Consider the following 14,457-nt stretch of genomic DNA (forward strand, 5'->3'; position numbering starts at 1 on the left):
CTGAGATTCTTTGGTCTGGCGCAGCCGATCCGGTAACATGGCCAGCTTTTTCACCGCGGGAGTTTTGGCAGTATGGCGCAGCAGTATCAACCGGGGCAACGCTGGATCAGCGACAGCGAGGCCGAGCTCGGTCTTGGGACCATCCTGGCGCAGGATGGCCGCCTGCTGACCGTGCTCTACCCGGCCACGGGCGACACGCGCCAGTACTCGCTACGCAATGCGCCGCTGACCCGCGTGCGCTTCTCGCCAGGCGATCTGATCACCCATTTCGAAGGCTGGAAGCTGACCGTGCAGGAGGTCGAGGACATCGACGGCCTGATGGTCTATCACGGCATCGACCCGCAGAACCAGCCACGCACGCTGCCCGAGACGCAGCTGTCCAACTTCATCCAGTTCCGCCTGGCCAGCGACCGCCTGTTCGCCGGGCAGATCGACCCACTGTCGTGGTTCTCACTGCGCTACAACACCCTGCAGCACACCAGCAAGCAGATGCTCTCCACGCTGTGGGGCCTCGGTGGCGTGCGTGCCCAGCCTATCGCCCACCAGTTGCACATCGCCCGTGAAGTGGCCGACCGCATCGCACCCCGCGTATTGCTGGCCGACGAAGTAGGCCTGGGCAAGACCATCGAGGCCGGCCTGGTCATCCACCGCCAGCTGCTGTCCGGTCGCGCCAGCCGCGTGCTGATCCTGGTGCCGGAAAACCTCCAGCACCAGTGGCTGGTGGAAATGCGCCGGCGCTTCAACCTGCAGGTTGCGCTGTTCGACGCCGAGCGCTTCATCGAGAGCGATGCCAGCAACCCGTTCGAGGATGCCCAGCTGGCGCTGGTCGCGCTGGAGTGGCTGGTCGAGGACGAAAAGGCCCAGGACGCGCTGTTCGCCGCCGGCTGGGACCTGATGGTGGTCGACGAGGCCCACCACCTGGTCTGGCACGAAGAGCAGGCCAGCCCCGAATACTCGCTGGTCGAGCAGCTGGCCCAGGTGATTCCCGGCGTGCTGCTGCTCACCGCCACGCCTGAACAGCTCGGCCAGGACAGCCACTTCGCCCGCCTGCGACTGCTCGACCCCAACCGCTTCCACGACCTGGCCGCCTTCCGCGCCGAAAGCGAGCACTATCGCCCGGTGGCCGAAGCGGTACAGGAGCTGCTCGACGAAGGCCGCCTGTCACCGAAAGCCCACGCCACCATCCAGGGCTTCCTCGGCGCCGAAGGCGAAGCACTGCTGGCCGCGGTCAGCGATGGCGACAGCCAGGCCAGCGCGCGCCTGATCCGCGAACTGCTCGACCGCCACGGTACCGGCCGCGTGCTGTTCCGCAACACCCGTGCGGCGATCCAGGGCTTCCCCGAGCGCCAACTGCACCCCTACCCGCTGGCCAACCCCGAGGCCTACGCCGACCTGCCTTCGGGCGAGCGTGCCGAGCTTTACCCGGAAGTGGCCTTCCAGGCCCAGGGCGAAACCGGCGACGACGAGCGCTGGTGGCGTTTCGACCCTCGGGTCGACTGGCTGATCGACACCCTCAAGATGCTCAAGCGCACCAAGGTCCTGGTGATCTGCGCCCACGCCGAGACCGCCATGGACCTGGAAGACGCCCTGCGCGTGCGCTCCGGCATCCCGGCCTCGGTGTTCCACGAAGGCATGAGCATCCTCGAGCGTGACCGCGCCGCCGCCTACTTCGCCGACGAAGAGTTTGGCGCCCAGGTGCTGGTGTGTTCCGAGATAGGCAGCGAGGGCCGCAACTTCCAGTTCGCCCATCACCTGGTGATGTTCGACCTGCCGGCCCACCCGGACCTGCTCGAGCAACGCATCGGCCGCCTCGACCGGATCGGCCAGAAGCACACGATCCAACTGCACATCCCGTACCTGCAGGACAGCCCGCAAGAGCGCCTGTTCCAGTGGTACCACGAAGGCCTCAACGCCTTCCTCAACACCTGCCCGACCGGCAACGCCCTGCAACACCAGTTCGGCCCGCGCCTGCTGCAACAGCTGGCCGGTGGCGACGACAAAGGCTGGACCCAGCTGGTCGGCGAGGCCCGTGCCGAACGCGAGCGCCTGGAAGCCGAGCTGCACACCGGTCGCGATCGCCTGTTGGAACTCAACTCCGGTGGCGCCGGCGAAGGCCAGGCGCTGGTCGAGGCAATCCTCGAGCAGGACGACCAGTTCGCCCTGCCGATCTACATGGAAACCCTGTTCGACGCCTTCGGTATCGACAGCGAGGACCACTCGGAAAACGCCCTGATCCTCAAGCCGAGCGAGAAGATGCTCGACGCCAGCTTCCCGCTGGGTGACGACGAAGGCGTGACCATCACCTACGACCGTGGCCAGGCGCTGTCGCGCGAGGACATGCAGTTCCTCACCTGGGAGCACCCGATGGTCCAGGGTGGCATGGACCTGGTGCTGTCCGGCTCGATGGGCAACACCGCCGTGGCGCTGATCAAGAACAAGGCGCTCAAGCCCGGCACCGTGCTGCTCGAACTGCTCTACGTCAGCGAAGTGGTGGCACCGCGCAGCCTGCAGCTGGGGCGCTACCTGCCACCGGCCGCGCTGCGCTGCCTGCTCGATACCAACGGCAACGACCTGGGCCCGCGGGTGGCCTTCGAAACCCTCAACGACCAGCTCGAAAGCGTGCCCAAGGCCAGCGCCAACAAGTTCATCCAGGCCCAGCGCGACGTGCTGGCCAAGCGCATCGCCGCTGGCGAGGCCAAGGTCCTGCCAACCCACGACGAGCGTGTGGCCCAGGCCCGGCAACGCCTGACCGCCGAAGCCGACGAGGAGCTGGCGCGCCTGACCGCGTTGAAGGCCGTCAACCCGAGCGTGCGCGACAGCGAGATCGACGCCCTGCGCAAGCAGCGCGAAGAGGGCTTGGCGGCGCTGGAAAAAGCGGCACTGCGCCTCGAGGCGATCCGGGTGCTCGTCGCCGGTTGATCGCCATAGAGGCCATCGCGGGGCAAGCTCGCTCCCACAATTCCGGCTCGGGATTGGTGGGAGCGGGCTTGCCCCGCGCTCGTTTCGTCCTGAAAGCCATCCATTTAGACCATCTGGCTATTGCTTTCATATCCAAATGGTAGAAATCAAATTGCCATTAATCAGGAAGGCTTAGGTACTGGTTCCTATACTCCAGCAGGAACAGTCTCCATCCGTGCTTTTTGGGGACGAGTGAAGACTCGACGAAGAGGCCTGCAATGGAGTGGCTGGGACTGCAATTGTTCGCTGAGCTGCCGGCGAACGGACAGATCATCCTCGACTGCCGACACAACCCCTTCCTGGTGCTGCTTGCCTTCATCGTGGCGAGCGCCGCCTGTTTCGCCACCCTGGACATGAGCGAACGCCAGAGCCAATGCGAAGACCGCTTCGCCCGCCGGCAATGGCGCGTGCTCGGCGCCTGCTGTCTGGCCGGGGGCATCTGGGCCATGCATTTCATCAGCATGCTGGCCTTCCAGGCGCCCCTGGAAATCCACTTCGATGCCCCACTGACCGGCCTGTCGCTGCTGGTGGCCCTGTTGGCCGCCTGGCTGGCGATGAACAGCCTCAACCGCAGCCAGATGCGCCTGCGCCACTACCTGCAGACCGCGCTGTTCATCGGCCTGGGCATCAGTGTGATGCACTACACCGGCATGGCCGCCCTGCAGACCAGCGCCCTGCAGTACTACCAGACCGGCCTGCTGTTTGCCTCCGTCGGCATCGCCGTGCTCACCAGCCTGGTGGCACTGCTGATGGCGCGCTATTTCAACAAGGGCAGCGGCACCCTGCACCTGCTGCTCAAGTACGGCGCCAGCCTGCTGATGGCCGCAGGTATCGTCCTGACCCATTTCACCGGCATGGCGGCGATGACCCTGGTGATCCCCAGCGAGACCGCGCTGCGACTGCCTTCGGCCGACAACAGCCTGCAATTGGCGCTGACCATTGCCGTCATAACCCTGCTTATCAGCGCTGGCAGCATCAGCGCGGCGCTGGCCGACAAGAAGCTGCAGAGCAAGGAGCACGACCTGCGCCGGGTCAATGTACTGCTCAGCCAGCTCGACCAAGCCCGCGCCTCGCTGCAGCAGGCCGCCCACTACGACGCCCTGACCAACCTGGTCAACCGCCGCGGCTTCAACCAGGTCTTCGCCGAGCGCCTGGCCGAGCAGGCTGCCCATGACGGTATGCTGGCGGTGATGTTCCTCGACATCGACCACTTCAAGCGGATCAACGACAGCCTCGGGCATGCCGCCGGCGACGAGTTGCTCAAGGTGATCGCCGATCACATCAAGGCCGCCACCCGTGGCCAGGACCTGGTGGCCCGCTTCGGCGGCGACGAGTTCTGCATCGTTACCAGCCTCAACAGTCGTGACGAGGCACGCCACCTGGCCCAGCGCATCATGCAGCGCATGAAGGAGCCGATCGATCTGGCCGGCCGGCGCATGGTGATGACCACCAGCATCGGCATCAGCATCTTCCCCGACGACGGCCAGAGCACCGAAGAGTTGCTGAAGAACGCCGACCTGGCGCTTTACCAGTCCAAAGGCTGCGGGCGCAACAGCCTGAACTTCTTCAACAACGGCCTGAAGACCCGCGCCACCCTGGAGCTGCAACTGGAAGAAGAACTGCGCGTGGCGCTGTTCGAAGAGCGTGGCCTGTGCGTGCACTACCAACCGATCTTCGACCTGCGCAGCGGCCAGGTGGCCAAGCTCGAGGCGCTGGTGCGCTGGCAACACCCACAGCATGGCCTGCTCAGCCCCGACCGTTTCATCTGTATTGCCGAAGCCAACGGCCTGATCGCCGAGCTGGACCTGTGGGTGCTGCGCCGGGCCTGTGAGGACCTGGCCCAGCTCAATCGTCATGGCTATGGCGATCTCAAGGTCACGGTGAACTGCTCGGCCCTCACCCTTGGCCGCGAGGAGCTGGCCACCGAGGTGGAAATGGCCTTGTTCCAGGCCGGCCTGGCGCCGCGCCAGCTGGAGCTGGAGGTCACCGAAAACGCCCTGATGGGTGACATCCACCACACCATCAGCCTGCTAAAGCGCATCCGTGCCCAGGGTGTGGCGCTGTCGATCGATGATTTCGGCACCGGCTATTCATCGCTGGCCTACCTCAAGCGCCTGCCGCTGGACGTGCTGAAGATCGACCGCTCGTTCATCCAGGACGTGCCCGGCAGCCAGAAAGACCGCGAGATCGTCCAGGCGATCATCATCATGGCCCATACCCTGCACCTGAAAGTGGTCACCGAAGGCGTCGAGACTGTCGAGCAGCACGAGTTCCTCGCCAGCCACGGCTGCGACTACCTCCAGGGCTACCTGCTCAGCCGGCCAGTGCCGCTGGCCGAGTTGCGGCCGATCCTCGAACGGCTCGACCGCCAGCCGGGCGAGCTCAGTCCTTGCTGCGATACAGCGCTACCAGGGTCGCCGGATCTTTTTGCAGATAACCCTGGCTACCGTGCAGGCGCATCAGTTGCGCGGCGAGGCCACTGAGCGGCGTCGCCGAGCCCTGCTCGCGGGAGAATTTCACCGCGCTGTCGAGGTCCTTGAGCAAGGTGCGCACGTGCCACTTGACCGGCTCGAAGCGGCTTTCGGCCATTTGCGGGGCGAGGATCTGCAAGGGTTTCGAGTCGGCAAACCCGCCGGCCAGCGCCTCGGCGATCAGCCGCGCATCGACCCCTGACTGCTCGGCCAGCGCCACCACCTCGGCAATCACCAGCGCGTTGCAGGCCACGATCATCTGGTTGCACGCCTTGGTCACCTGGCCGGCCCCCACCGCGCCCATGTGCGTCACCCTTTGGCCCAGGGTCAACAGCACCGGCCGCGCCCGCTGCAGATCGCTCGCCTCGCCCCCGACCATGATCGCCAGGGTGCCGGCCTCGGCCCCCGGCGTGCCGCCGGACACCGGGGCATCGAGCCAGGCCATGCCGCACAGGGCCGCCAGCTCTGCCGCCATCTCGCGGGTGGCGGTCGGCTCGAGGCTGGAGAAGTCCACCAGCAGCTGACCGCTGCGCCCGCCACGGGCGATGCCCTGCTCACCGAACACCACCTCGCGCACCACCGCCGTGTCGGCGAGGCACAGCAGCACCATGTCCGCCGCCTGGCACAGCTCGGCAGGGCTACCGGCCAGATGGGCGCCGGCGGCGACCAGTTCGGCGCATTTGTCCGGGCTGCGGTTCCACACGGTCAGCGGGTACCCCGCAGCCAGCAGACGACGGCACATCGGCAAGCCCATCAGGCCGATCCCGGCAAACCCCAACGAAGGCAATGCAGTACTCATGAGCAACTCCAGATTAAAGAAGCGTGACAAACGGACGATGCAATGCGGGTGAGAAAGGAAAAACCTTAGAACGACTAAGGAAACCCCCTATCGCACAAGAAAAAGACGCACTGATAAAGTCGCGAAATTTCTCCGTGATGGCTAGATGACATGTCTCACCGGGAAGCCAACCACTCCAGGCAAATGGCGCACTATGACTTCTACGAACACTTCTGCCAATGCGGCTCCCGAGCCCTCCCTCAGCACCACCTCGCTGACCGCCGGCAGTGCTCGAGACCTGCCCACGGCGCGCAGCATGCCGGCGCAACAGTACCTGTACTTCACCGAACAGGACATCCAGCGCATCCTCGACAACCTCGATGGCCTGCGCGACCTGGTCTTCCCGCCAAACCTGCACGTGGAGGACGAGGACCAGCTGCGCCTGGAGCAGCAGTTCCCGTCGGTGTGCCTGATCGGCCTGGGTCGCTGCGGCTCGAACATCGCCCTGGACGTGGCGGAACTGGTTTACAACGCCCGCACCTTCTTCCTCAACGAGTACAACAACGAGGACCGCTTCAAGGGCGAGGCCGGCTACAGCCCGGCGCGCTGGATCCGCCAGAACCTGCGCCTGGTACAGAACAAGGCGGCCAAGCCGGTGTTCCTGGTCGAGCCGCTGGTGATGCTCGGCGACCTGGACAAGGACATCGCCGGGCGCATCCGCTTCTCGCGCAAGGGCGAGCGCGGCGGCTTCTTGCGCGACTACAGCAAGATGAAAATCATGGACCTGTCCGAGGTGCATGCCGGCGGCGCCGGCAACGCGCCGATCCTCGGCCAGTACCTGGCCAAGATCATCCTCAACAAGGACACCCAGCGCTTCTCCAGCGCCGACTGGAAGCTGATCCACTCGTACCTGATCGACTCCTGCGGCATCAAGGCCAACCAGTCGCGCCTGTACTTCTACATCTTCAGCGCCGGCGGCGGCACCGGCTCGGGCATGGCCTCGGAATTCGGCCTGGCCCAGCAGTACTCGTACATGAACAAGACCTTCGATACCAAACCGGCCGACGAGAACGACGGCAAGAGCGGGCATTCGTTCGTGTTCGAGCCGATCTTCACCAGCGGTATCTGCGTGCTGCCCAATGCGTCCGATCACCGCAGCGAAATGTCCGAGGCGCTGCACATCAACGCCGGACGCCTGCTGTGCAAATACCTGTCGGAGGAATGGGACTTCTCGTACAACTTCGACAATGAAGACAGCAGCGAAGCCAGCGTCATGGGCCGCATCCGCCCGTGGAACGCGATGATGCTGATCTCCAACGACATCATGCGCTACGCCGAGGAGAGCGACGACGGCACGATCCAGAACATCGACGTCAACGCCATGGAGAAGCACGCCAACCAGTACATCTCCCAGCAGATCTTCAACATCCTCACGGCGCAGGCGGTGACCACCGACTACGACCAGAACTACTTCCGCCGCGCCGGCATCGATATCGGCGAGACCATCCGCCTGGACGCCAACGACCTGTTCATGAGCCTGGCCGGCCCCGTGGCCATCGCCTATGCCGAGTCGGTGGTGCCGGAAGTGCCGCCGGCAGGGTCGGACAAGTTCAAGGTGTTCGAGCGCGAGCAGCCGCGCCTGGACATCGACGACCTGTTCTTCCGCTCCATCGACCTGCCGCACTTCAACAAGCAGACCCAGGCCATCGAAGGCATCAGCCTGCTGCCAATCGAGTCGCGCCGCTACCGCGCCGCGCTGGAGCAGTACCAGGCCTCGGGCTACGACGCCGCGGCGCTGCACGACCTGCATTTCTTCAAGAACTGCTCGTCGGTGGTGTCGATCGTGTCGCTGCCCAAGGACTACAAGCTGTCGTACATGGACCTGAACCGGCTCAAGACCCACCTCAACAGCCTGTTCCCCAACACCACGCTCAAGCGCTATGCGCTGGTGATCGGCGCCTCGGCCAACCTGTCGCTGACCACCCTGATCGCCAAGAGCCCGTGCCTGTCGGACGATTTCCTCACGCTGATCGTGGCGTTCATCAAGCGTTGCTTCGCGCGCAACCCGTACCGTTTCGACGACACCATGGACAATGCGATCCTCGAGTTCATCACCAGCGAGCACTTCGATGAAGACAGCATCGATGACCTGCTCAACGAGTTCGAGAACCCGGCAAAGATCCTCGACACCAACTGGTACGCGATCAAGCCGATGTACGAGAAGAAGTACCGCGAGCTGATCAACGACAAGAGCCGTTTCGTCTCGATCAACGATATCCGCCTGTCGCGCGAGTGCGTGAAGAAGGCGGTGAAGTACCTGCGCGAGATCTTCAGGCACCGCATCGGCAAGACCCGGGTGATTTCGCTGAACAGCCATACCGGGCGTGTGGACTACTGATCCAGTTGGGGCCGCAAAGCGGCCCCATTTACGCATCCCGTAAACTGTTACCGCCCCGCCGAATCACCCCGCCACTGTTACCAACTTCCACCTTACGTGAGCGTCAATGCGCACCATTGCGGAGCGTTTGCGCGTTTTCACGCACTAAAAAAGCCCGCGCTTATTCCGCTTTCTTCGCCTGGATCACGATGAACGGCGAAACCACCACCGCCCAGATCTCTGGATCGCGGGTTTGCAGGTCGAGCGCCTGCTCGGCGGAGACCGGCCCGACAGTGCCATCATTGCGCCACTTGGCGAAGATCTCGCCGCGATTCTCGGCCATCGCCTCGGCAACGGCGATCAGGTCGAGGCTGGGGTCGACCCAAATCAGGTCACCCTTGGCCCAGAAACGCTCCAGGGCTTTCCACTCGATGACGGCGGTCTCGCCGAGCAGTTTGGCATAGAGGGTGCTTACTTGATCAGTCATGGGTTTACCTGCGCAAAGATCGGCCAACAAAAAGGCCGGCATTTTTGCAGAAAAACCCGGTTTCAAATACGTAATTTGGTCGATCAGGCCCGAACTTGTGGAGGCGGGCCGGGAATACAGGCAAAGTGATGGCGCTTTTCTGTATCTTTATGTCGATCACGCGACACCCCTTGAGACAGACGCTTTTCGCCCGCTTTTCAAGCGCTCGGACAGCGCTCTACACTGTACCGGTACAGTTCCGGGACATGTTCCGGGGGAAGGTGGGCTTACGGCATTGGCGTAGCCAGGCCGCGAATCCCGCCCGGTCTGTAGCCCTGGCCTCAGGACTATAAGAATTACAACAGAATGAGTGGAGCACTATGATCAAGATTTCCAAGCTGTTTGCCGCGATGGTTCTGGCCGGAGTCGCCAGCCATTCGTTTGCCGCCGACACCATCAAGATCGGCATCGCCGGTCCCAAGACCGGGCCGGTGACCCAGTACGGCGACATGCAGTTCGTTGGCGCCAAACAGGCCATCAAGGACATCAACGCCAAGGGCGGCGTCGATGGCAAGATGCTCGAAGCCAAGGAATACGACGACGCGTGCGACCCTAAACAGGCCGTGGCCGTCGCCAACAAAGTGGTCAACGATGGCGTCAAGTACGTGATCGGCCACCTGTGCTCCAGCTCCACCCAGCCTGCGTCCGACATCTACGAAGACGAAGGCGTGATCATGATCACCCCAGCCGCCACCTCCCCGGAAATCACCGCCCGTGGCTACAAGCTGATCTTCCGCACCATCGGCCTGGACAGCGCCCAGGGCCCGGCCGCCGGCAACTACATCGCCGACCACGTCAAGCCGAAGGTCGTTGCGGTGCTGCACGACAAGCAGCAGTACGGCGAAGGCATCGCCACCGCGGTCAAGACCACCCTGGAAGGCAAAGGCACCAAGGTCGCCGTCTTCGAAGGCCTGAACGCCGGTGACAAGGACTTCTCCTCGATCATCCAGAAACTCAAGCAGAACAACGTCGACTTCGTCTACTACGGCGGCTACCACCCGGAGCTGGGCCTGATCCTGCGCCAGGCACAAGAGAAAGGCCTGAAAGCCAAGTTCATGGGCCCGGAAGGCGTGGGTAACGACTCCATCTCGCAGATCGCCCAAGGCGCCTCCGAAGGCCTGCTGGTGACCCTGCCCAAGTCGTTCGACGCAGCACCTGAGAACAAGGCCATCGTCGACGCCATCAAGGCCGACGGCAAGGACCCAAGCGGTCCGTTCGTGTTCCCGGCCTACTCGGCTGTCGAACTGATCGCCCAAGGCATCAAGGCTGCCGGCTCCGAAGACACCGACAAGGTGGCCGCCGCCATTCACAAAGGCACCTTCAAGACCCCGACCGGCGACCTGTCGTATGACGACAAGGGCGACCTGAAAGACTTCAAGTTCGTGGTCTACGAATGGCACTTCGGCAAGCCGAAGACCGAAGTCTCCCCTCAGTAACTGCGTGACTAATAGCTGACCGAGAAGCCCACTGTGCGAGCAGTGGGCTTTGTTTTACGAGGTTCATGAGCCTGATTCCCGTGATCCGGGAGCCGGTTCACCTGAAAATCTTAAAACCGTCACCCGCGGTTTCCTGGCCGTGCCCGCAAAAAGATCACGTGGCGAAGACCACGAGAACAAGGGGCCGGGGTCATCCCCCGCCAGAGAAATGCAAATCAGGTTTTTAGGAGCGCTGTAATGCCTGAGATCTACCATTTCCTACAACAACTGGTTAACGGATTGACCATCGGCAGTACCTACGCGCTGATCGCCATCGGTTACACGATGGTGTACGGCATCATCGGCATGATCAACTTCGCCCACGGCGAGGTGTACATGATCGGTTCCTACGTGGCCTTCATCGCCCTCGCCGGGCTGGCCATGATGGGCATCCACTCGTTGCCGATCCTGATGACCGTGGCCTTCGTCGCCACGATCTTCGTCACCAGTGCCTACGGCTACAGCATCGAACGGGTCGCCTACCGGCCGCTGCGCAACAGCAACCGGCTGATCCCGCTGATCTCCGCCATCGGCATGTCGATCTTCCTGCAGAACACCGTCCTGCTGTCACAGGACTCGAAAGACAAGTCCATCCCCAACCTGATCCCCGGCAGCTTCTCGTTCGGCCCGGGGGGCGCTGAGGAAGTGCTGGTCTCGTACATGCAGATCCTGGTGTTCGTGGTAACCCTCGTCGCCATGACCTGCCTGACCCTGTTCATCTCCCGTTCCCGCCTGGGGCGCGCCTGCCGCGCCTGCGCCGAGGACATCAAGATGGCCAACCTGCTGGGCATCAACACCAACAACATCATCGCCCTGACCTTCGTCATCGGTGCCGCGCTGGCGGCGGTGGCGGCCGTGCTGCTGAGCATGCAGTACGGGGTGATCAACCCCAACGCCGGTTTCCTGGTGGGCCTGAAGGCCTTCACCGCGGCGGTACTGGGCGGCATCGGCAGCATCCCGGGCGCCATGCTCGGCGGGCTGGTGCTGGGCGTGGCCGAAGCGTTCGGCGCCGACATCTTCGGCGACCAGTACAAGGACGTGGTGGCATTCGGTCTTTTGGTTCTTGTCCTGCTGTTCCGGCCGACCGGCATCCTGGGCCGCCCGGAGGTTGAAAAAGTATGAACAGAAATCTCAAACAGGCGTTCTTCAGCGCCTTGCTGGTCTGGGCCGTGGCCTTCCCGGTGCTGGGCCTGAAACTCAGCATCGATGGCATCAGCCTGGTGGTGCATAGCCAGGGTTCGTTCACCATCGGCATCATCGCCGCGTGCTCGGTGCTGATGTTCCTGCGCGTGCTGTTCGACAAGCAGTGGAGCTCGGTGATGGGCCGCCGCTCCGACCGCAAACTGGTACCGTCGTCGGTGAGCAACTTCCTCACCCTGCCGAAGACCCAGCGCTGGGTGATCATGGGCCTGATCGTCGTCGCCCTGATCTGGCCGTTCTTCGGCTCCCGCGGCGCGGTCGACATCGCCACGCTGATCCTGATCTACGTGTTGCTGGGCCTGGGCCTGAACATCGTGGTCGGCCTGGCGGGCCTGCTCGACCTGGGTTACGTCGGCTTCTACGCCGTCGGCGCCTACAGCTACGCCATGCTCTCCCACTACCTGGGCTGGAGCTTCTGGGTCTGCCTGCCGATCGCCGGCCTGATGGCCGCCACCTTCGGCTTCCTGCTCGGCTTCCCGGTGCTGCGCCTGCGCGGTGACTACCTGGCGATCGTGACCCTGGGCTTTGGCGAGATCATCCGCCTGTTCCTGCGTAACCTCACCGACTGGACCGGCGGCCCCAACGGCATCAGCAACATCCCCAAGCCGGAGTTCTTCGGCCTGACCTTCGAGCGCCGCGCCGCCGAGGGGATGCAGACCTTCCACGAGTTCTTCGGGCTGGAATACAACTCGATCAACAAGGTCATCTTCCTCTACCTGGTCGCCCTGCTGCTGGCCCTGCTGGCGCTGTTCGTGATCAACCGCCTGCTGCGCATGCCGATCGGCCGTGCCTGGGAAGCGCTGCGCGAAGACGAGATCGCCTGCCGCGCGCTGGGCCTGAACCCCACCGTGATCAAGCTCTCGGCGTTCACCCTGGGTGCCTGCTTCGCCGGTTTCGCCGGCAGCTTCTTCGCCGCCCGCCAGGGCCTGGTGACACCGGAGTCGTTCACCTTCATCGAGTCGGCGATCATCCTCGCCATCGTCGTGCTGGGGGGCATGGGTTCGCAGTTGGGCGTGATTCTCGCGGCCATCGTGATGATCCTGCTGCCGGAGATGATGCGTGAGTTCAGCGAATACCGGATGCTGATGTTCGGTGCGCTGATGGTGTTGATGATGATCTGGCGTCCGCAGGGCCTGCTGCCCATGCAACGTCCGCACATGGAGCTGCCTCGATGAGCCGCGAAATTCTGCAAGTCAGCGGCCTGAGCATGCGCTTTGGCGGCTTGTTGGCGGTCAACGGCGTGGCCCTGACCGTCAAGGAAAAACAAGTGGTGGCACTGATCGGCCCGAACGGCGCTGGCAAGACCACCGTGTTCAACTGCCTGACCGGCTTCTACAAGCCCAGCGGCGGCACCATCCTGCTCGACGGCCAGCCGATCCAGGGCCTGGCCGGCCATCAGATCGCCCGCAAGGGCGTGGTGCGAACCTTCCAGAACGTGCGCCTGTTCAAGGAAATGACCGCGCTGGAAAACCTGCTGATTGCCCAGCACCGCCACCTCAACACCAACTTCTTCGCCGGTCTGTTCAAGACCCCGAGCTTCCGCCGCAGCGAAAAAGAGGCCATGGAGCGCGCGCAGTACTGGCTGGAGAAGGTCAACCTGACCGAGTTTGCCAACCGTACCGCCGGCACCCTGGCCTACGGCCAGCAACGGCGCCTGGAAATCGCCCGCTGCATGATGACCCAACCGCGAATCATCATGCTCGACGAACCGGCCGCCGGCCTGAACCCCAAGGAGACCGAGGACCTCAAGGCCCTCATCGCCTACCTGCGCGAATCGCACAACGTGACCGTGCTGCTGATCGAGCACGACATGAAGCTGGTGATGAGCATTTCCGACCACATCGTGGTGATCAACCAGGGCACGCCCCTGGCCGACGGTACGCCGGAAGAGATCCGCGGCAACCCTGATGTGATCAAGGCCTACCTGGGGGAGGCGTAAATGCTGAAGTTCGAGAACGTTTCCACCTTCTACGGCAAGATCCAGGCGCTGCACAGCGTCAACGTGGAGATCAACCAGGGCGAGATCGTCACCCTGATCGGCGCCAACGGCGCCGGCAAGTCCACCTTGCTGATGACCCTGTGCGGCTCGCCCCAGGCGAGCAGCGGTAGCATCAAGTACCTGGGTGAGGAACTGGTCGGCCAGCCGTCCTCGCACATCATGCGCAAGAGCATCGCGGTGGTGCCGGAAGGCCGCCGTGTGTTCGCCCGCCTGACCGTCGAGGAAAACCTGGCCATGGGCGGCTTCTTCACCAACAAGGGCGACTACCAGGAGCAGTTGGACAAGGTCCTGCAGTTGTTCCCGCGCCTGAAGGAGCGTTACATCCAGCGTGGCGGCACCATGTCCGGTGGCGAGCAGCAGATGCTGGCCATCGGCCGGGCACTGATGAGCAAGCCCAAGCTGCTGTTGCTTGACGAACCATCGCTGGGCCTTGCGCCGATCATCATCCAGCAGATCTTCGACATCATCGAACAGCTGCGCCGCGATGGCGTGACCGTGTTCCTGGTGGAGCAGAACGCCAACCAGGCACTGAAGGTCGCCGATCGGGCGTATGTGCTGGAGAACGGCAAGGTGGTGATGCAGGGTACCGGTGAAGCATTGCTGACCGACCCGAAGGTACGCGATGCGTACCTCGGGGGTTGAATGATCAAAGGGCCTTCGGGTAATACTTGTC

The 14,457-nt window shown here is 63.5% G+C and carries 10 protein-coding genes; 8 read left to right on the forward strand and 2 right to left on the reverse strand.

Going from position 1 to position 14,457, the window contains the following annotated elements:
• The first annotated feature begins 72 nt into the window (after positions 1-72).
• Together rapA and KHO27_RS16060 are read left to right on the forward strand one after the other, a co-directional pair.
• The gene (gene rapA / locus KHO27_RS16055) at positions 73-2,919 is read left to right on the forward strand and encodes an RNA polymerase-associated protein RapA (protein ID WP_110704396.1); all 2,847 of its coding nucleotides are present in this window, start codon (positions 73-75) and stop codon (positions 2,917-2,919) included.
• A gap of 257 nt (positions 2,920-3,176) precedes the next feature.
• On the forward strand, positions 3,177-5,441 hold the full coding sequence (locus tag KHO27_RS16060; RefSeq protein WP_111533447.1) for a putative bifunctional diguanylate cyclase/phosphodiesterase: 2,265 nt from the start codon (positions 3,177-3,179) through the stop codon (positions 5,439-5,441).
• On the opposite strand, the gene KHO27_RS16065 is transcribed toward KHO27_RS16060, so the two are convergent.
• Positions 5,341-6,228: an NAD(P)-dependent oxidoreductase gene (locus KHO27_RS16065; RefSeq protein WP_110704392.1), complete on the reverse strand. Its 888-nt coding sequence runs from the start codon at positions 6,226-6,228 to the stop codon at positions 5,341-5,343. The genes KHO27_RS16060 and KHO27_RS16065 overlap by 101 nt on opposite strands.
• A gap of 295 nt (positions 6,229-6,523) precedes the next feature.
• On the opposite strand from KHO27_RS16065, the gene KHO27_RS16070 reads away from it, so the two are divergent.
• Positions 6,524-8,605 (forward strand): hypothetical protein, encoded by a 2,082-nt coding sequence (locus KHO27_RS16070; protein WP_371918144.1) that lies wholly within the window; start codon positions 6,524-6,526, stop codon positions 8,603-8,605.
• A 160-nt stretch (positions 8,606-8,765) separates the two neighbouring features.
• Here the strand turns inward: KHO27_RS16070 and KHO27_RS16075 are convergent, their stop codons facing one another.
• Positions 8,766-9,071, reverse strand: a complete 306-nt coding sequence (locus KHO27_RS16075; RefSeq protein WP_046854488.1) for a DUF2288 domain-containing protein — start codon at positions 9,069-9,071, stop codon at positions 8,766-8,768.
• Between the two features lie 359 nt (positions 9,072-9,430).
• Here KHO27_RS16075 and KHO27_RS16080 point away from each other — a divergent pair, with 359 nt between their 5' ends.
• From KHO27_RS16080 to KHO27_RS16100, 5 genes are all read left to right on the forward strand, one after another.
• Positions 9,431-10,546, forward strand: a complete 1,116-nt coding sequence (locus KHO27_RS16080; protein ID WP_038706647.1) for a branched-chain amino acid ABC transporter substrate-binding protein — start codon at positions 9,431-9,433, stop codon at positions 10,544-10,546.
• Positions 10,547-10,783: 237 nt separating this feature from the next.
• Complete coding sequence (livH, locus tag KHO27_RS16085; protein ID WP_028692119.1) at positions 10,784-11,707, forward strand: high-affinity branched-chain amino acid ABC transporter permease LivH; 924 nt, start codon at positions 10,784-10,786, stop codon at positions 11,705-11,707.
• Positions 11,704-12,960 (forward strand): high-affinity branched-chain amino acid ABC transporter permease LivM, encoded by a 1,257-nt coding sequence (locus KHO27_RS16090; RefSeq protein WP_102684683.1) that lies wholly within the window; start codon positions 11,704-11,706, stop codon positions 12,958-12,960. The genes livH and KHO27_RS16090 overlap by 4 nt, the downstream gene beginning before the upstream one ends.
• On the forward strand, positions 12,957-13,724 hold the full coding sequence (gene livG, locus KHO27_RS16095) for a high-affinity branched-chain amino acid ABC transporter ATP-binding protein LivG (protein WP_023631159.1): 768 nt from the start codon (positions 12,957-12,959) through the stop codon (positions 13,722-13,724). Before KHO27_RS16090 ends, livG begins: the two co-directional genes overlap by 4 nt.
• Positions 13,725-14,426, forward strand: coding sequence for an ABC transporter ATP-binding protein (locus tag KHO27_RS16100; RefSeq protein ID WP_102684682.1), 702 nt, complete (start codon positions 13,725-13,727; stop codon positions 14,424-14,426).
• Positions 14,427-14,457: the final 31 nt, after the last annotated feature.

Source organism: Pseudomonas sp. RC3H12, assembly GCF_018596375.1.
Taxonomy (GTDB): Bacteria; Pseudomonadota; Gammaproteobacteria; order Pseudomonadales; family Pseudomonadaceae; genus Aquipseudomonas.